This window comes from Massilia hydrophila (assembly GCF_020208145.1).
Taxonomy (GTDB): Bacteria; Pseudomonadota; Gammaproteobacteria; order Burkholderiales; family Burkholderiaceae_D; genus Telluria; species Telluria hydrophila.
Genome location: NZ_JAHYBX010000001.1, coordinates 204,405 through 223,219, shown reverse-complemented (window position 1 = coordinate 223,219; position 18,815 = coordinate 204,405). Strand labels below are relative to the sequence as shown.

Genomic DNA, 18,815 nt, shown 5'->3' with positions numbered 1-18,815 from the left:
AGACTGCGCCCTCACCTTGTGAGGCTCCCATGTCGATCCGCGCCGCTGCCCGTCCCACCTTGCCCCTGCTGGCTGCCGCTTTCGCGCTCGCGCTCGTGGCCGCCGGCTGCCAGCGCGCCGAGCGCGAAGCGCCCAAGCCGGCGCCCGCCGTCGTCAAGGAAGCACCGCTGCGCACCAGGGAACAGGCGATGGAAGTCCTGCTCGCCGTGCCGGAACTGAAGGCGCGCTCGGAACAGATCGAGCGGCGCTCGCAGGGCAAGGCGCATGGGGCCGTGATCGAGGATGATCCGGTTCCGCGCGAGGTCAACGGGCGCAAGTATTACCAGCTGAGTTTTGTCGAGAACCGCGCCGACAGCGTGCACCGCCGCGAGAGCTTCCTGGTGGCCCAGCAGGGCGACGAGATCCTGGTGGAAGACACGGCGACCGATACCCTGCTCACGCTGCAGGAATGGCGGCGCAACATCCGGCGCGTCGAGCTCAAGAGCGCGGACTGAATCGCGCATCCGGCGCCTTGGTGACGATGCGCGCATTTTCGGCGCCGGTGGTCGGCTATGCTGTGTCGATTGCCCACCCGACCCTAGCGCCATGAGACCCCTCGTCCACAGCCTTTCCCTCGTCCTCGTACTTGCCTGCGCCGGCACCCATGCGCAACCGGTTCCGGCCGAACTTGCTCCCACCCGTATCGCTGTCGGCGCAGCGCCCTATCAGGTGCAGTACGCCACCGCCGGCGCCGGCCGCTATACCGTGATCTTCGAATCCGGTTTCGGCACCGACCTGCGCGCCTGGCGCAAGGTCGCACCCGAGGTGGCGAAGAGCGCCCGCGTGCTTGCCTATTCGCGCGCCGGCCATGGCGGCTCCGATCCGCGTCCCGAGCCGCGCACCATCGCCCAGAACACGCTGGAACTGGAACAGCTGATCGCAGCGGCGAAGCTGGCGCCGCCCTTCATCCTGGTCGGCCACTCGTATGGCGGCCTGCTGGTGCGCTCGTTCGCAGCGCGCCATCCGCGACAGGTGGCCGGGATGGTGCTGGTCGACCCCAGCGACGAACGCTTCAACCCGGCCCTGCGCAAGCTCGACGCGGCGCGCGCGGCGGAGGACGACCGCAAGTTCGCCGGCTTCGTGCCGGCCAAATTCCAGCCCGAGCTCCAGCTGCTGCAGCCAGTGCTCGACAGCGGCAGCCTGCCGCTGGACGGCAAGCTGCCCGACGTGCCGGTGGTGGTACTGAGCTCGGTGCAGCAGGCGGACAAGCCAATGTTCTTCCTGGAGACCGAGGCCGCGGTGGCGATCAAGAAGGACCTGCATGCGGACTTCTTGCGCCAGTTCGGCGACGGCCAGCAGGTGCTGACGACGAAGAGCGGCCACAATATCCAGCTCGAGGAACCGGAACTGGTGGTGGCCGCCATCGGGCGGGTGATTGCGGCGGCCGACAGGCGCGCCGGCCAGGATTGACGCAAGCGTTGTGACGAAAGGCGCCCCGCTCAGCGGGACTGTCCGCCGTGCGCAGGCTTACTGCGCGCCTTGCGCGCTCTCCTGCATTGCGCCAGAGACCAGGTCAGGCTGCTTGTTCTGCCGATACAGGAACACGCCCATCGCCGCGGTGGCAAGCACGAGGAACACGCTTGCCGGGTCTACCGTGACATTGACGCGCACATCCACTTTTACGTCTTTCATCGTCTGTCCTGATGCATGGTTGATCCCGCCGGCACCTTGCGCCGGTCCGGGCCAAGCATAGCACGGCCGTTTTTCAGGCCTGTTCCGGCAGGGCGGCTGCGGATCAGGGACGCTTGAGCTGGCCGATGACGCTCGCCACCTTGGTGGTGATGACGTCGACCGCCGGACCGTTCGCGCCGTGCGGCAGGATGACGTCGGCGTGGCGCTTGGTCGGCTCGATGAACTGCTTGTGCATCGGACGCACGGTTTCCAGGTACTGGCTGACGATGCTTTCCATCGTGCGGCCACGCTCGGCAATGTCGCGCTGCATGCGGCGGATGAAGCGCACGTCGGGCGCCGTGTCGACGAAGATCTTCAGCGACATCATCTTGCGCAGGTCGGCGTCGTACAGGGCGAACAGGCCCTCGATCACGATCACCGGCGCCGGCTTGACGGGAATGGTCTTGTTGGAACGGTTGTCGATCGTGAAGTCGTACTCCGGCATCTGGATCGTTTCGCCGTTGCGCAGCGCGCGCACGTGCTGCACCAGCAGGGGCCAGTCGAAGGCTTGCGGATGGTCGTAGTTCTGCTTGCGGCGTACTTCGGGGCTCAGGTCGGACTGGTCGCGGTAGTAATCGTCCTGCATTACCACCGACACCATGTCGGCGCCGAACGAAGCCAGCACCTGCTGGGTTACCGTTGACTTGCCGCTGCCGCTGCCGCCGGCAACACCAATGACAAACGGAAGGTAGGAAATCTCACTCATCCCGTCATGATACCGGAGCGGCGCACGAACCGACAGGGGCCGATGCGCATCGGAAGGCGGCATTCCTCTTTCTTTGGTAAGAGACGATTTTTTTTACAGCAATGACTGTAGTAAGTCGTTCTCGATATTCAAGTTATTGTATTCAATAGGAAATATTCTTTGGCATGGTGTTTGCTTATAGCAAGTAGCAGTCGTACTTACACTAATCACAAGGGGATTTCCATGAATAAAACACTCTTTAAACTGCTCGGCGCCTCGCTGTTCGCCGTTGCCACCACCATGGCCGGAACCGCCAGCGCCAAGACCATGCTCGGCCAGGCGCCGGACCCGTCGCTGATCGTCAAGGCCGGCGGCTTCGAATGGGTCTACGCAGGCCCCTGTGCCGGCACGGGAAACACCTGCGGCGCCGTGGTCTTGCACCATGATTTTGCCTTCGCAAGCGAAGAACAGTGGAATGCCAGCTTTACCAGCCTGGAAGCCTTGCGTACGGCATTCACTTCCAATGGACAGACGCTGTGCGCGTCCACCTACTTCAATACTGTGTATGACCATTGCGACCTTGGCGACATGACGGCGGGCTACGTCTGGCATTCGCCGCTGGCGCCTTCCGAGTCTCATCGCAATGATGCCGCCTCCGAAACCTTCCTGGTGCGCGTCACGCAAACCCCGCCTCCGGGAGACGTGCCGGAACCGGCCAGCCTGGCCCTGCTGGGCCTTGGCATGGCCGGCATCGCCGCCGCGCGACGCAAGCAGTCGCGCTAGGCTGCTGCGCGTTCAGGCCGGGCGCGTGGCGCCGGCCGCAACGCTGCCGAACCAGGCGCCGTAGGGCGGCAGGGTCAGCCTGCCGCCATCCGCCCGTCCCGGCAGGCCGTGCACGTTGAGCGCCTGCGCGCCGGCGGTCTCCGGCCACTCGAAGCTCACCTCGCTATCCGACAGGTTGAACGCGGCCAGTACCTCGTCCATCCCCTCCACCGAGCGGCGCAGCGCCAGCACCGGTTCCGGCGCATCGAAGAAGCCGATGTCGCCGCGGGTCAGCTGCGGCATGGTCTTGCGCCAGGCGATGAAGCGGCGCTGGAAGTTCAGCATCGAATCCGGGTCGGCGTCCTGCGACGCGACGCTGGCGGCCAGGTGCGGTCCGGCCACCGGCAGCCACGGACTGCCCGTGGTGAAGCCGGCATGCGGCGCCTCGGCCGTCCAGGGCATCGGCGTGCGGCAGCCGTCGCGGCCCTTGAACTCGGGCCAGAAGGTGATCCCGTACGGGTCCTGCAGCAGCTCGAACGGCACGTCGGCCTCAGGCAGGGCCAGCTCGTCGCCCTGGTACAGGCAGGGCGTGCCCCGCAGCGACAGCTGCATCGCCAGCACCAGCTTGGCCAGCGCCGGCGTGGGACGCTGGCCGGGCGCATTGCCCCAGCGGGTCACGACCCGGATCGCATCGTGGTTGCCCACCGACCAGGAAGCCCAGCCATCCTTCACGCGCTCCCGGAAGTCCTCGACCTGCTGGCGGACGTGGCTTGCCGTGAACTGCGGCGTGAGCAGGTTGAAGCTGTAGGCCATGTGCAGCTTGTCGCCGCCTTCGGTGTACTCGGCCATCTGCGCCAGCGCGTCGTCCGAACTGACTTCGCCGATCGAGACCGCGCCGAATTCGTCCAGCTGGGCGCGTACCCTGCGCAGGAACGCGATGTTCTCGGGCTGGGTCTTGTCGTAGAGGTGGGCCTGCATGCCGTACGGGTTTACATCCGTCACGGTCGCGGTGTCGCGCACCAGGGCCGGCGGGTTGCTGCGCAGCTGGCGGTCGTGGAAGTGGAACACGCAGGCATCCATGCGCACCCCGTCCACGCCGCGCGCGAGCCAGAAGCGCTGCGCGTCCAGGTGGGCCTGCTGCACCTCCGGGTTGTGGAAGTTCAGCTGCGGCTGGCTGACGAGGAAGTTATGCATGTAGTACTGCTTGCGCCGGGTATCCCACTGCCAGGCCGAGCCGCCGAACACCGACAGCCAGTTGTTGGGCGGGCAGCCGTCCGGCAGCGGGTCGGCCCACACGTACCAGTCCGACTTCGGATTGTCGCGGCTCTTGCGGCTCTCGACGAACCAGGGATGGGTGTCGGCGGTGTGCGACATCACCTGGTCGATCATGATCTTCAAGCCCAGGCTGTGCGCCTTGTCGATCAGACGGTCGAAGTCGGCCAGGGTCCCGAACAGCGGATCGACGTCGCAGTAGTCGGCGATGTCATAGCCGAAGTCCTTCATCGGCGAAGTGAAGAAGGGCGACAGCCAGACGATGTCCACGCCCAGGCTCGCGATGTAGTCGAGCTTTGCCGTGATGCCAGGCAGGTCGCCCACGCCGTCGCCATTCGTGTCGAGGTAGCTGCGCGGATAGACCTGGTAGATGATGGCTTCTTTCCACCAGTCGGGCTTGTCGGTCCTGGGAGTCTGGGTCATGGCTGGTCCGTGGAAGATGATCGGAATTCTAGGCAATATACAGGATCATTTGAGACTTTACAATCGGCCAATCTTTGCACGAAAGAACACTTATTTCTTTGATTTCAAAGGCTTATAAAAATCTCTCGCTTCAGCCTCCCGGCGATAAGTAGCAAAACTACGCCGGATATGTATCTGCTTTGTTTCGCAGCGATATTTTTATTGCAAAGTAACTCGGCCTCGTCATAGGATCGCGTCTGTTGCGATTTTTCGAGGAAGCCATGACCTCCACAGCCACCGAAGCAAAGAGCGAACCAACGAGCGGCGGCCGCATGCCGCGCCAGATCCCCTACATCATCGCCAACGAGGGCTGCGAGCGGTTCAGCTTCTACGGGATGCGCAACATCCTCACGCCCTTCCTGATCTCGTCCCTGCTGGTATTCGTTGCCCAGGACCAGCGCGCAAGCGAAGCGAAGCACGTGTTCCACGCCTTCATGATGGGCGTGTACTTTTTCCCGCTGCTGGGCGGCTGGCTGGCCGACCGCTACTTCGGCAAATACAACACCATCTTCTGGTTCAGCCTGATCTACTGCGCCGGGCATGCCTGCCTGGCGATCTTCGAGCACAGCGTCCAGGGCTTCTACTTCGGCCTGTTCCTGATCGCTTTCGGGTCGGGCGGCATCAAGCCGCTGGTGGCTTCGTTTGTCGGCGACCAGTTCGACAAGACCAACAAGAGCAAGGCCAAGGTGGTGTTCGATGCCTTCTACTGGATCATCAACTTCGGCTCCTTCTTTGCCTCGGTCTCCATGCCGATCCTGCTGCGCGACTACGGTCCTTCGGTCGCCTTCGGCGTGCCGGGCATCCTGATGTTCATCGCCACCATCATCCTGTGGAGCGGCAAGAAGAAATACGTGCACGTCCCACCCGCCCCCGCCGATCCGCACTCCTTCCTGCGCGTGGTACGCACCGCCCTGTTCGCGAAACAGCCGGGCGCAGGCCGTCCCGGCCTGTTCATCGCCGCTGCGGGCGTGCTTGGCGTGCTTGCGTCGGTGGTCAAGGCCCCCGAATGGGGCTACCTCATTGCCATCTGTACCGGCCTGGTACTGCTGCTGGCCTGCGTCGGCATCGGCGCCTCGATGCAACTCGAACGCGCCCGCGGCGTGCACCCGGATGTCGCCGTCGACGGCGTACGTTCCGTTCTGCGCCTCCTGATCGTGTTCGGCCTGGTGACGCCGTTCTGGTCGCTGTTCGACCAGAAGGCCTCGACCTGGATCGTGCAGGCCAATACCATGTCTACCGAAGTCGACCTGTTCGGCTGGACGTTCGAGGTTCTTCCGGCCCAGATGCAGGCGCTGAATCCGCTGCTGGTGATGCTGCTCATCCCGTTCAACAACCTGGTGCTGTTCCCGCTGCTGAACAAAATCGGTTTGGTGCCGACCGCCCTGCGCCGCATGACGGCCGGCATTGCCTTCTCGGCACTGGCCTGGATCGTGGTGGGCCACCTGCAGGTGCAGCTCGATGGCGGCGACGCGGTGTCGATTGCCTGGCAGATCCTGCCCTACGCGCTGCTGACCCTGGGCGAGGTGCTGGTCTCGGCGACCGGCCTCGAATTCGCCTACAGCCAGGCCCCAAGCTCGATGAAAGGCGTGATCATGGCGCTCTGGTACCTGGCCGTCACCGTCGGCAACCTGTGGGTGCTGATCGTGAACCAGGGCGTGAAGAACGAGACCGTGATCGCGCGCATCGAGAACTCGGGGGTGGGCGTCATCGCCTTCCAGATGTATTTCTTCGCCGGTTTCGCCATGCTGGCCGCGCTGGCCTTCGGCCTGTACGCCAAGCGCTACAAGATGGTCGACCACTACCGCGCCTGATACGGGCGCGTTCCCACGGCGGGCGCGGTTTATCTGCGCCCGCCCTGCTTCCTCCACTTCCTCGCCACGATGACCCGACTTCAGAATGCACCAGCAGCGGCCGCACTGGCGGCCGCCGCCCTCGCCTCGTCCGCCCACGCCGCGGTTCCCCTGGAAACCTGCAACGATCCTGGCTTCCAGCAGGTCCTGCACGCTTCGAGCACCACCCTCGACGCGCGCGCCGTCTGGCTCGACCGCCGCCTGCTCACCTGGCCGGGCGCCGAGGCCGACGGCAGCTTCCGCCTCTACCATTCAGGCAAGGCATCGATCGTGGCCAAGCCCGGCATGAAGATCGAAGGCGCCGACGGCAGCCTGCTGCTCGAGGCAACGGAAGCCGAGCTGCCGGTACGCTTCAAATACGTCGCTGCCGGGCCGCTGCTGTCGGTGCGCGCGTCCGACTTGCCGCGCATGCCGGCGCTGCACCGCGGCCAGCTGGTGCTGGTGCAGGAAGGACCCGACGGCACGGTGCGCGCCGCCACCCGCGTCCAGGTGGCCGGTGCGCTCGACGACTTGTATGCGGCCGCAGGCAGCATCCCGGACCTCGGGGCCACGCCGAAGAAAGGCCGGACAGCGTTTCGCCTGTGGGCGCCGACCGCGCGCACGGCGGCCGTGTGCACCTACGACAGCGCAAGCGGCAAGGCCAGGGCCGTGCATGCGATGACCTTCGATGGGCGCACCGGTGCCTGGGAAGCGGCCGTGCCGCGCGACCTGTCCGGCGGGTATTACCGCTACGCGGTGGATGTCGCGGTCGACGGCATGGGCCTGGTGCGCAACCTCGTCACCGATCCGTATTCCGTCAGCCTGAATACCGATTCGAAGCGCAGCTACATCGCCGACCTTGGCGCCGCACACCTCAAGCCGAAGGGCTGGGACGCGACCCGGGCGCCGGACACCGTCAAGGCCCAGACCGACATGGTCATCTACGAGCTGCACGTGCGCGACTTCTCGATCAACGACCCGAGCGTGCCACTGGAGAAGCGCGGCAAGTACACGGCCTTCGGCGAGATGCATTCGAACGGCATGCGCCACCTGAAGGCGCTGGCGAAGGCGGGCATGACCGACATCCACCTGCTGCCGGTGTACGACCTGGGCAGCGTGCCGGAAAAGGATTGCGCCGTGCCCCAGCCCGCCGGCGCGCCGGACAGCGAGAACCAGCAAGCCCTCATCCGCAAGACCGCGCACGAGGACTGCTTCAACTGGGGCTACGACCCCTACCACTACAATGCGCCGGAAGGCAGCTACGCGAGCGACCCCTCCGACGGCGCACGCCGCATCCTGGAGTTCCGCCAGATGGTGATGGACCTGCACCGCGCCGGCCTGCGCGTCGGTCTCGATGTGGTCTACAACCACACCTTCATCGCCGGCCAGAACGAGAAATCGGTGCTGGACCGGGTAGTGCCCGGCTACTACCACCGCCTGGATGCGGCGGGCGCCATCGAGCGCTCGACCTGCTGCGACAACACGGCCACCGAGAACCGCATGATGGCCAGGCTCATGATCGATTCGAGCGTGCTGTGGACGCGCCATTACAAGATCGATTCCTTCCGCTTCGACCTGATGGGCCACCAGCCGCGCGCGGCAATGGAGCGCCTGCAGCAGCGCGTGAACGCCGCCGCGGGCCGCCATGTGCAGCTGATCGGCGAAGGCTGGAACTTCGGCGAGGTGGCCAATGGCGCCCGCTTCGTGCAGGCCTCGCAGCTGTCGCTGAACGGCTCCGGCATCGGCAGCTTCAGCGACCGCGCGCGTGATGCCGTGCGCGGCGGCGGAGCGGGCGACGCGGGCGAAGCGATGGTCCGGCGCCAGGGCTACATCAACGGCCTGGTGTACGACCCGAACGCGCTCGGCGGCGGGCACCAGGAGGTCGACCTGCTGCGCGCGGCCGACATGGTGCGCGTCGGCCTGGCCGGCTCGGTGCGCCCGTATGCCTTCCCGACCTTCGACGGCAGGAAGCGCAGGCTGGAAGACATCGCCTATGGCGACCAGCCGGCCGGCTTCGCGAGCCAGCCGGGCGAGGTGGTGAACTACGTGGAGAACCACGACAACCAGACCCTGTACGACATCAACGTGCTCAAACTGCCGGTCGCCACCAGCAGCGCCGAGCGGGCCCGGGTGCAGGTGCTGGGCATGGCGATCAATGCCTTCAGCCAGGGTGTGGCCTACTTCCATGCGGGGATCGACACGCTGCGCTCGAAGTCGCTGGACAAGAACAGCTTCAACTCCGGCGACTGGTTCAACCGCATCGACTGGACCTACCAGGACAACTATTTCGGCACCGGCCTGCCGCAGCAGGACGACAACGGCAAGGACTGGCCGCTGCTGAAACCCTACCTGGCCAATGCCGCGCTGAAGCCCGCGCCGGCCGACATCGCGTTCGCGCGCGACGCCTTCCGCGACCTGCTGAAGATCCGCGCCAGCTCGACCCTGCTGCGCCTGCGCACGACCGACGACATCGTGCGGCGCCTGCGCTTCTTCAATACCGGACCGCAGCAGCAGGCAACCGTGCTGGCGGGCTGGATCGACGGCAAGGGCTACGCCGGCGCCAACTTTGCCGGCCTGGCCTACCTGGTGAACGTGGACAAGGTGGCGCGCACCGTGGGCGACGCGGCATTGCGCGGCAAGCGCCTGCGCCTGCATCCGGTGCACGCCGCACCGGGCGCCGCGGACGCGCGCGCGCAGGAGGCGCGCTTCGACAGCGCCAGCGGCAGCTTTACGCTGCCACCGCGCACGGCGGTGGTGTTCGTCGCCGACTGAGGTTCTCGCCGCCCTTCAGGCATCCGGCCCGGCCAGGCGGGCGATCTCCAGCGAGCCCTTCTCGTCGAAGATGGGACAGTCTTCGGCCAGGCGCACCGCCTCGTTGAAGTCGGCCGCATGGATCACGGAGTAGCCCGACAAGGCGCTGCTGCTGAGTTTCGGGCCGCGCAGCCGGCTCGGCACCTCGACGCCGCTGTGCGTCAGCGCGCCGCGGTCCACCAGCGCGCCGCCGAGGGCGTCGAACCACGCGCTCCAGCGCTGCGGGTCGTGTTGCGGACCTTCCGACTCGTCGATGGTCGATCCGCGGTAAACGATCAGGTATCGCTCCATGCCGGCTCCTCTGCAGTAATGGTCGATCGAACCTTAGCAGAAGCGCGGCGGCGGCGACGCACCGCTCGGCCTCACTCGAGGCGGATGGCGACGTCGAATTTCCAGGTACGGCGGATCTCGACCACGTCGTACTGGCGCGCCAGGGCCGGCGGGAAGGGACCGTAGGGTGCCTGGCTGGCGATCACCTTGCGCACCGCCTCGTCGATTGCCGGCACGCCGCTGGAGGTCACGAAGGTGACCTTCTCGACGCTGCCGTCGGCGCGCACCGCCACCGTCACCACCGGCGCGACGTGCGGCTGCTTCACCACGTCACGCACGAGGTCGAAGGCCATGTTCAGCTCGATCTTGCGGCCCATCGCCTGCGCGTACTGGACCAGTTCGGCGTTGGCGTCGGCGCGGCCGAACAGCCAGCCGCGGCGCAGGCCGCTGACCGTGGGCTGGTTCGCCTGCGCCCGCTGGGCGGCTTCGCGGTCGAGCTGCTGGCCGATCGCGCGCAGGCGCTCCTCGCGCCGGGCCTCCTGCTCGGCGCGCTCGCGGCCGGCCTGCTCCAGGCGCGCCTGCTCCTGCCGTGCCTGCTCCGCCCTTGCCTGCTCCGCCCTTGCCTGCTCCGCCCTTGCCTGCTCCGCCCTTGCCTGCTCTGCCCTTGCCTGCTCTGCCCTTGCCTGCTCTGCCCTTGCTTGCTCCTGCCGAGCTTGCTCCTGCCGAGCCTGCTCCGCCCTTGCCTGCTCCGCCCTTGCCTGCTCCGCCCTCGCTTGCTCCTGCCGAGCCTGCTCTTGGCGTGCCTGCTCCTGTCGTGCCTGTTCCTGTCGGGCTTGCTCTTGTCGTGCTTGCTCCTGCCGAGCCTGTTCCTGTCGGGCTTGCTCTTGTCGTGCCCGCTCTTGTCGTGCCTGGTCCTGCCGAGCCTGCTCTTGGCGTGCATGTTCCTGGCGGACTTGCTCTTGCCTAGCGTGCTCCTGGCGCGCCTGTTCCTGCCTCGCCTGCTCCTGGCGCGCTTGTTCCTCTCGTAGCGCTTCCTGGCGGGCTTGCTCCTGGCGTCCCTGCTCTTGCCGTGCCAGTTCCTGCCGCATCTGCTCCTGCCGGGCCTGCTCCTGCGCCGTTGCCTCGGCCAGCTTTGCCTGCTCCTGCCGCATGGCCTCCTGGCGCAGCGTTTCCTGTCTTGCCTGTTCCTGGCGCTGGGCGTCCACACGTGCGGCCTCGGTGCGCGCGGCCTGTTCGGCACGCAAGCTGTCCAGGATCCGCTGCTCGCGCGCCGCCACCTGTTGCGCTTCCCGTGCCGCCTGTTCCGCCTGTTCCGCCTCGCTCGCGCGTTTCGCTTCGGCCTGCGTGCCCGCGTTCACCTCCGCCACGACCGGGGCTGGCGGCGCTTCGGCCTTTTTCTCCACGGGGCGTTCGACGGCGCGCTGCGGCCCGGAGTCGGCACGGGATACTGGTTCGGTCACGCTGGCCACCGGGCCGGCCTGGCTGTCTGGCGGCGCCGCAGCCGGAGCTGGAACCGGCGCAGGAGGTGGCGGAAGGGAAAGCGGTGCCGGCAAGGGTGGCGCCAACGGGACCGCGGGAGCGGGCGACGACGGGGATACTGACGGCGGAGGCGGCGGCACGGCCCGTGCCGGCACGGCCACCGGCTCGCCCGCGATCACGACCCGCAGTTCATGCGCCGCCAGCCGCCGTTCTTCCCAGGGAAGGCGCAGGCCGGGCAAGCCGAGCGCATCGCCCCCGATGCTGAGGCTGAGCAGCAGGGCATGCAGCAGCAGCGACACCAGCAGCGCAATGCGCATGCGCCACGGCACGCGCGCCACGGCAGACGCCGCCCATGCGCCATCGCCACCCGCGCGCAGGCCCGGCGCGGACCACGCCGCGCTGCTGGCTGCGGAAGAAGACAGGATCGGATCGGGCATGTGGCGGCGACGAAAATTATCCTTAAGGCAAGGAATTTACCGATGCTAACACAACACCCGCAGGAGCGGCCGCGCCTGCGGAACGCTCCCGGCCTAGCTGTCCAGGTGCGAGATCAGGAGCCGGCCCTGGGCATCGCCCGCCTGCTCCTGTGCCCCATCCTGGACCTGGGTGCCGAGCGAGATCCCGACCGACATGATGTCGATCAGCAGCAGCTGCAGGATGCGCGAAATCATCGACAGGAAGGTGGTGCTGTCTTCGCTATGATCGACCGCCAGGCAGACCGTCGCCTTCCTCGCCAGCTGCGACTTGCTGGTGGTGATGGCGATGACGTCGGCGCCGGCCGCGCGCGCGGTGTCCACCGCGGCCAGCAGGTCCGGCAGCTGGCCGGCGGTGGAGATCGCGATCACCACGTCGCCCGGTCCCAGCAGGCCGGCGGCCAGCGTGAACAGGTGCGAGTCGCCGTACAGGGCGGCCGGGATGCGGAAGCGGAAGAACTTGTGCTGCCCGTCCAGCGCCACCGCGCGCGCATTGCCCATCGCGTAGAACTCGACGCGGCGCGCGCGCCGCAGCAGTTCGATGGCGCGGTCGATCGCATGCACGTCGAGCTGGTCGCGGAACTTCAGGATCGCTGACACCGTGTTGTCGATCACCTTGGCCGACAGGTCGTGGGTGCTGTCGCTCATGCGCACCTGGCTGTGGCGCACCGGAATCGCGCCGGTCAGGCTGCCGGCGAACTTCAGCTTGAATTCGGCCAGGCCCTGGAAGCCGAGCGAGCGGCAGAAGCGGATCACGGTCGGCTGGCTGACGTCGGCCAGGCGCGCGATTTCCGCGATCGGCTCGGACAGCACCTTGCGCGGATGCTCCAGCACCAGGGCGGCCACGCGCTGCTCGGCCGGCGACAGTTCGTGGCGCAGCTGCTGCACCCGGTCCATCAGGGTATTCGCGCCGCTGCGCCCGCGCAGGTGCTCGGACAGGATGCGGGCGACGCCGTACAGGGCCGGATTCGGCGTCATGATCACGTAGGTGGGAATCTGCGCGATGTATTCGGTAAAGCGGCCCTTGGCTTCGAAGCGCGCGCGGAACGGCGAGGTGGCGAACCATTCGGCGATGCGCGGCACGATGCCGCCGCCGATGAAGATGCCCCCAAAGGCGCCCAGCGTCACCGCCAGGTTGGCGGCCGCGCCGCCCAGCATGCCGGCGAAGGTTTCCAGGGTCTCGAGGCAGAGCGCGTCGTGCTCGTCCAGCGCGCCGCTCACGATGTCGGCCGCGCTGCGCGGCGCCACCTGCACCCCTTTGCCGTGCGCCAGCGCGCGGTACATCAGTTCGATGCCGGGGCCGGAGATCAGGCGCTCGTTCGACACGTGCGGCCATTCCTTCCAGGCGTACTGCAGGATCGCGAACTCGCGCTCGTCGGCCGGCGCGAAGTTCACGTGGCCGCCTTCGCTGCCCAGCGTGACGAAGCCGTCGATGGTCGGGATCACGCCCGACACGCCCAGACCCGTGCCCGGGCCGAGCACGCCGGCCACCGCATGGCTCTGCGGGGCGCCGCCGCCCACCTGCAACAGGTCCTTCGGCGCGAAGCCCGGCAGCGCCATCGCCAGCGCCGTGAAGTCGTTCACCATCAGCAGCGTGGACAGGCCGAGCGTGCGGCGCAGCTCGTCGGTGGAGAAGGTCCAGTCGCGGTTGGTCATGCGGATGGTGTCGCCGCTGATCGGATTGGCCAGCGCGAAGGCCGCGTGGTTGATCCGTACGTTGCCGACCTGGGCCAGGTAGGCGTGCAGCAGCGGCACGATGCCGGTGTAGTCGTCGCACAGCAGCACCGCCACCTGGCGCAGCACGCCGGGCGCGGTTTCCAGGCCGAAGCGCGCATGGGTGGCGCCGATGTCGGCAAGCAGGCGCGGGCCGTCGGCAAAGGCGGCGCGGGTGGGTTTCAGGTCGGTATCGGGTTCAACGGTCATCGCGGTCCAATTCGGGTGGGACTGCCGTCCCGGATCGCACAAGCATACCATTGAACGAATGGCAAAAAAATGCCTGCGACCCGGTCTTCCGGCGCGTCTTTCAGTCGAGGGTCAGTCGTGTTCCAGTCGGGTTCAATCCTGGGCGATCAGGGCCACCGGCGCGGCCTCGGGGAACTGCACCTTGCCGTCCTTGACCACCGCCGTGCCGCCCGTGTACCAGTCGCGCACGGTCTGGCCGTCGTGGAACACGCCGGCCACCGTCACCGGCACCGCCCGCTCGCGCGGCAGGTCGAGCGCGACCACCACGCGGTCGCTGGCGCCATCCTTGTGCCAGCTGCGCTTGAAGGTGTAGGGGTTCGCCGCCAGCATCTGGTGCGTGCCCGCCCCTACCGCCGGATGGGCGGCGCGAAAACGGCCCAGCCTGGCCCAGTGCTCGCGCACCTCGCCCACCCGGTAGCTGCCGCGCGACGCATTGGCCGCCAGTTCGTCCCAGTTCATGTAGGAGCGCAGCGTGGCGTCGCCTTGCGCGCCTTTTACGTTGAGCAGGCGCGCGGTCTCGTCGCCGTAGTAGATCTGGGCCGCACCCGGCGCCAGCATCAGCTTGTTGGCCGACTCGAACGGACGCTGGCGCAACGGGTCGTAGGGGCCGCCGTCGTCGTGCGAGCTGATGTAGTTGAGTACCGAATAGCCCTTCAGCGGGCCGTGCAGCGCTGCCGCATAGCTCGAGAACAGCGCCTCGTAGCCCTGGGCCGCATCCGACTTCATGCTGAAGTTGATCATGCTGTCGAAGCCCTGCGCCAGCCAGTCCACCTCGACGCCGCCGCCCATGTCGAAGCGGTGGCCGTGCCGGATCGAATAGTTATAGACTTCCGACACCATGTAGAAAGGCAGGTCGCCGAGGCGCTTGTCCGGATTGGCGCGCTTCCACTCCTCGTAGGCCAGGCTGGCCTCCTGCTTGAGTTCCTTCCACAGGCCAGGCTCGGTGTGCTTGACGGTGTCGGCACGGAAGCCGTCCACGCCGTACTTGCGGATCCAGTCGGTATGCCACTTGATCAGGTAGTAGCGCGGCGCGCGCGGGTAACCGGTGCGCGTGAAGAACGCGTCCAGCTCCTTCACCTCGCGCTCGTAGCGCCCTTCGCGCTTCCACTTCGCCACCAGTTGCGGCGGCAGCGCCACGTTGGCGCGGCTGGCGGTGAGGAAGTCCGGCAGGTTGTCCACCAGGGTGCAGTCGACCGTGGTCGGGGCATCCTTGTAGTTGCAGGTCGGGCCGGTACGCACCCAGTCCGACGGCCACACCGGGTCCTGCCCGGTGACCGGTCCGGTGTGGTTCATCACCACGTCGAGGATCACGCGGATGCCGTGTGCGTGGGCGGTGTAGACCAGCTCGCGGTAGTCCTGTTCGCTGCCCAGGTTGGCGTCCACCGCCGTGAAGTCGCGCGCCCAGTAGCCATGGAAGCCATACGACTTGCCGGTGCCCTCGTCGGTCGAGCCATGGATCTGCTCGACCGGCGGCGTGAGCCAGATCGCGTCGACGCCGAGTTCCTTGAAGTAGCCCTCGCGGATCTTCGCGGTGACGCCTTTCAGGTCGCCGCCCATGAAGCCGCGCAGCGTGGCCGCATCCGCCTTGCGCCCGTAGGCCAGGTCGTTGCCGCGGTCGCCGTTGTGGAAGCGGTCCGTGAGCAGGAAATACACGACGGCGTTCTCCCACAGGAAGGGCTTGGCGGCTTGCCGGCTGGCCTGGCCGGCCGCGCTGGATGCGGGCTGGCTGGGGGTCTGCGCGGCAGCGCCGGCAGTGGCGCCGAGGGCAAGCAGCAGGGAGGCGGCAAGGACGGATGGTTTCATGCGGGTTCCTGTGGTGGCGTTGGGGGGTCTAGGTGATCACGGAAGGCTGCGCGCGGCCGGTGCGCTGGCGCAGCCCGGCGATGTCGTCGGCGATGGCAGCCAGGTCGGCCAGCGCCGCCTGCGTATCGAGCCCGTGGCGCGCCGGATCGGCTTCGTAGCGTTCGAGGTAGAGGCGGATGGTGGCGCCTTCGGTGCCGGTGCCGGACAGCCGGAACACGATGCGCGAGCCGTCCGCCATGATGATGCGGATGCCCTGGTGGGTGGCCACCGAACCGTCGACCGGGTCGTGGTAGACGAAATCGTCGGCCTCGGCCACGCGGAAGCTCCCCAGCGTGCGGCCGGCCAGCTCCGGCAGGCGCGCGCGCAGCGCTTCCATCAGGGCGTCGGCGGCGCCGGCATCGACCGCCTCGTAGTCGTGGCGCGAATAGTAATTGCGGCCGAAGCGGGCCCAGTGCCCGCGCACGATCTCTTCCACCGACTGGCCGCGCACGGCCAGCAGGTTCAGCCAGAACAGCACGGCCCACAGGCCGTCCTTCTCGCGGATGTGGTGCGAGCCGGTGCCGTAGCTCTCTTCACCGCACAGGGTGGCGAGGTTGGCGTCCATCAGGTTGCCGAAGTATTTCCAGCCGGTCGGGGTCTCGAAGCAGGTGATGCCCAGGCTGTCCGCGACGCGGTCGGCCGCCCGGGACGTCGGCATCGAGCGCGCGATGCCGGTGATGCCCTTCGCGTAGCCGGGCGCCACGGCGGCGTTGGCGGCGATGATGGCCAGGCTGTCCGAAGGCGTGACCGCCAGGCCGCGGCCGACGATCATGTTGCGGTCGCCGTCGCCGTCCGAGGCGGCGCCCAGGTCGGGCGCATCGGGCCCGTTCATGTGGGCCACCAGCTCGGCCGCGTTGACCGGATTCGGGTCCGGGTGGCCGCCGCCGAAGTCTTCCAGCGGTGTGCAGTTGACCACGGTGCCGCCCGGAGCGCCCAGCATGCCTTCGATGATGGCCTGCGCGTACGGTCCCGAGACCGCGTGCATGGCGTCGAAGCGCATCCGGAAACCGCGCGCGAACAGGGCGCGGATGGCGTCGAAGTCGAACAGGCGCGCCATCAGTTCGGCATAGTCGGCGACCGGGTCGATCACCTCCACCGTCATGCCTTCGATGCGCGTGCTGCCGGGCCGGTCGAGATCCACCGGAGGGCAATCGCTGATGTGGTAGCAGTTCAGCGTCCGGGTAGCGGCATGGATCGCCTCGGTGATCTTCTCCGGCGCCGGGCCGCCGTTCTCGATGTTGTACTTGATGCCGAAGTCGCCGTCCGGACCGCCCGGGTTGTGGCTGGCCGACAGCACGATGCCGCCGAAGGCGGCGCGCTTGCGGATCACGCAGCTGACCGCCGGCGTCGACAGGATGCCGCCGCGCCCCACCAGGCACCTGGCCACGCCGTGGGCGGCGGCCATGCGCAGGATGGTCTGGATCGCTTCACGGTTGAAATAGCGGCCGTCGCCGCCGACCACCAGGCCGCAGCCGCCCCCGCTACCGACGATCAGGAAAATCGCTTCGACAAAATTCTCGAGGTAGCCGGGCCGCTGGAATTCGGTGACTTTCTTGCGCAGGCCCGAGGTGCCGGGCCGCTGTCCGGCGAACGGCGTGGTGGGGACGGTCTGGATACTCATGCTTCGCTCCTGTCGTGACGTGTTGCAACACCGTGCGATGTTGGTAAAACGTCACGATACGACAGGCGCGTAATCACTGGCGCGCGCGCTCTGGCCAGGAAATCAGGCCGACTTCACCGGCGCGGCGCGGTCGCTGACGAACAGGGTCAGCGCCGCCGCCAGCAGCATCGAGGCTCCGCCCAGCACCAGGGTGAGCACGGTGTGGCCGCCGAAGAAGTGGCGGGTCACGCCGCCCAGCAGCAGGCCGCTGCAGATCTGCGGAATCACGACGAAGAAGTTGAACAGGCCCATGAAGTAGCCCATGCGCTTGGCCGGCAGCGAACCGGCCAGGATCGCGTAGGGCATGGTCAGGATCGAGGCCCAGGCCAGGCCGACGCCGATCATCGGCAGCATCAGCATGTTGCGCTCGGTGATGAAGTAGATGCTGGCCAGGCTCAGGCCGCCGATCGCGAGGCAGGTCGCATGCACGGTCTTGCGGGAAGTCGCACGGGCGAATACCGGCAGGATGAAGGCGGCCAGCGCCGATACGCCGCTGTACACGGCGAACATGATGCCGACGAAGCTGCCGGCGGCCTGGAACTCCGACGACTGGGCGTCGACCGTGCCGTAGACATTGTCGGCGATCGCCGACCCGGTATAGATCCACATCGCGAACAGCGCGATCCAGGTGAAGAACTGGACGAAGGCCAGCTGCACCATGGTCTTGGGCATCTTGCCGAAGCCGCCGAGGATCTCACGCAGGGCCACGCCCAGGCTGCGCGCGTGCTGGCGCTCGGCCTTGAAGGCTTCCATGTCGGGCGGCGGCAGTTCGTCGGCGCTGATGACGGTCCAGAGCACGGCCAGGAAGAAGATCGCGCCGCCGGCGTAGAAGGAATAGCGCACGGTGTCCGGCACCATCCCGCCCACCGCTTCGTTGGACACGCCCATCGCTTCGAAGAAGGTCGGCAGCAGCGAAGCGATCACGGCGCCGCAGCCGATGAAGAAGGTCTGCATCGCATAGCCCGCGGTCTGCTGCGAGGCGTCCAGCTTGTCGCCCACGAAGGCGCGGAACGGCTCCATCGATACGTTGATGGCGGCGTCCATCAGCCACAGCACGGCCACCGCCATCCACAGGGCGGCGGAGTTCGGCATCAGGAACAGGGCGATCGCCGCCAGCACGGCGCCGATGAAGAAGAACGGACGCCGGCGGCCCCATTTCGGGTGCCAGGTATTGTCGCTCAGGTAGCCAATCACCGGCTGCACCAGCAGGCCCGTGACGGGCGCGGCGAGCCAGAACAGGGCCAGGTTGTCGGGATCGGCGCCCAGCGTCGAGAAGATCCGGCTGGTGTTGGCGTTCTGCAGTGCGAAGCCGAACTGGATGCCGAAGAAGCCAAAGCTCATGTTCCAGAGCTGCCAGAACGACAGGCGCGGCTTGAGCACGCCAGTTTGCATATCCATGATGTCCCCAAAATGGCCCGGACCTGGCGGGCTCTCGTGTGATGCGGGCAGCGCGACTGCGGCTAGCCCACCGTAGCTGTAGCAAAATAACATGGCGATTTCTGGGTGTCAATCACAGCACTGCCATAGTAGAATCCCCACAACAAACCCGTCCCACCATGGGGCGCTGTAGTTAAACAACACAGGAAACTCCAGGAGAC

Annotated in this window: 14 protein-coding genes; 5 read left to right on the top strand and 9 right to left on the bottom strand. The window is 67.1% G+C overall.

What is annotated here, in order from left to right; all coding sequences use genetic code 11:
- Positions 1–29: 29 nt before the first annotated feature.
- Together LE190_RS00890 and LE190_RS00885 are read left to right on the top strand one after the other, a co-directional pair.
- A complete protein-coding gene (locus tag LE190_RS00890) occupies positions 30–494 on the top strand; it encodes a hypothetical protein (protein WP_225236957.1) in 465 nt (154 codons plus the stop codon).
- A 91-nt stretch (positions 495–585) separates the two neighbouring features.
- Positions 586–1,449: an alpha/beta fold hydrolase gene (locus LE190_RS00885; RefSeq protein WP_225236956.1), complete on the top strand. Its 864-nt coding sequence runs from the start codon at positions 586–588 to the stop codon at positions 1,447–1,449.
- A 57-nt stretch (positions 1,450–1,506) separates the two neighbouring features.
- Here LE190_RS00885 and LE190_RS00880 read toward each other — a convergent pair whose 3' ends face one another.
- Together LE190_RS00880 and udk are read right to left on the bottom strand one after the other, a co-directional pair.
- The gene (locus LE190_RS00880) at positions 1,507–1,671 is read right to left on the bottom strand and encodes a hypothetical protein (protein ID WP_225236955.1); all 165 of its coding nucleotides are present in this window, start codon (positions 1,669–1,671) and stop codon (positions 1,507–1,509) included.
- Positions 1,672–1,774: 103 nt separating this feature from the next.
- Positions 1,775–2,416: a uridine kinase gene (gene udk, locus LE190_RS00875; RefSeq protein WP_224947242.1), complete on the bottom strand. Its 642-nt coding sequence runs from the start codon at positions 2,414–2,416 to the stop codon at positions 1,775–1,777.
- Positions 2,417–2,638: 222 nt separating this feature from the next.
- On the opposite strand from udk, the gene LE190_RS00870 reads away from it, so the two are divergent.
- Entirely contained in the window at positions 2,639–3,178 is a 540-nt protein-coding gene (locus tag LE190_RS00870; protein ID WP_225236954.1) for a PEP-CTERM sorting domain-containing protein, read from the top strand.
- Positions 3,179–3,190: 12 nt separating this feature from the next.
- Here the strand turns inward: LE190_RS00870 and LE190_RS00865 are convergent, their stop codons facing one another.
- On the bottom strand, positions 3,191–4,852 hold the full coding sequence (locus tag LE190_RS00865; protein ID WP_225236953.1) for an alpha-glucosidase: 1,662 nt from the start codon (positions 4,850–4,852) through the stop codon (positions 3,191–3,193).
- Between the two features lie 260 nt (positions 4,853–5,112).
- Here LE190_RS00865 and LE190_RS00860 point away from each other — a divergent pair, with 260 nt between their 5' ends.
- Together LE190_RS00860 and LE190_RS00855 are read left to right on the top strand one after the other, a co-directional pair.
- The gene (locus LE190_RS00860) at positions 5,113–6,702 is read left to right on the top strand and encodes a POT-type proton-dependent oligopeptide transporter (protein WP_225236952.1); all 1,590 of its coding nucleotides are present in this window, start codon (positions 5,113–5,115) and stop codon (positions 6,700–6,702) included.
- Between the two features lie 69 nt (positions 6,703–6,771).
- Positions 6,772–9,492, top strand: coding sequence for an alpha-1,6-glucosidase domain-containing protein (locus LE190_RS00855; protein WP_225236951.1), 2,721 nt, complete (start codon positions 6,772–6,774; stop codon positions 9,490–9,492).
- Between the two features lie 15 nt (positions 9,493–9,507).
- On the opposite strand, the gene LE190_RS00850 is transcribed toward LE190_RS00855, so the two are convergent.
- The 6 genes from LE190_RS00850 to LE190_RS00825 all read right to left on the bottom strand — a co-directional run bounded on the left by LE190_RS00850 (position 9,508) and on the right by LE190_RS00825 (position 18,615).
- Entirely contained in the window at positions 9,508–9,822 is a 315-nt protein-coding gene (locus tag LE190_RS00850; RefSeq protein WP_225236950.1) for a YciI family protein, read from the bottom strand.
- Between the two features lie 71 nt (positions 9,823–9,893).
- Positions 9,894–11,717, bottom strand: coding sequence for a TonB C-terminal domain-containing protein (locus tag LE190_RS00845; protein WP_225236949.1), 1,824 nt, complete (start codon positions 11,715–11,717; stop codon positions 9,894–9,896).
- Between the two features lie 93 nt (positions 11,718–11,810).
- A complete protein-coding gene (locus LE190_RS00840; RefSeq protein ID WP_225236948.1) occupies positions 11,811–13,676 on the bottom strand; it encodes a glucokinase in 1,866 nt (621 codons plus the stop codon).
- A gap of 132 nt (positions 13,677–13,808) precedes the next feature.
- Complete coding sequence (locus LE190_RS00835) at positions 13,809–15,518, bottom strand: alpha-amylase family glycosyl hydrolase (protein WP_225236947.1); 1,710 nt, start codon at positions 15,516–15,518, stop codon at positions 13,809–13,811.
- A 28-nt stretch (positions 15,519–15,546) separates the two neighbouring features.
- On the bottom strand, positions 15,547–17,178 hold the full coding sequence (locus tag LE190_RS00830) for an alpha-D-glucose phosphate-specific phosphoglucomutase (protein ID WP_225236946.1): 1,632 nt from the start codon (positions 17,176–17,178) through the stop codon (positions 15,547–15,549).
- A 102-nt stretch (positions 17,179–17,280) separates the two neighbouring features.
- Positions 17,281–18,615 (bottom strand): MFS transporter, encoded by a 1,335-nt coding sequence (locus LE190_RS00825; RefSeq protein WP_225236945.1) that lies wholly within the window; start codon positions 18,613–18,615, stop codon positions 17,281–17,283.
- Positions 18,616–18,815: the final 200 nt, after the last annotated feature.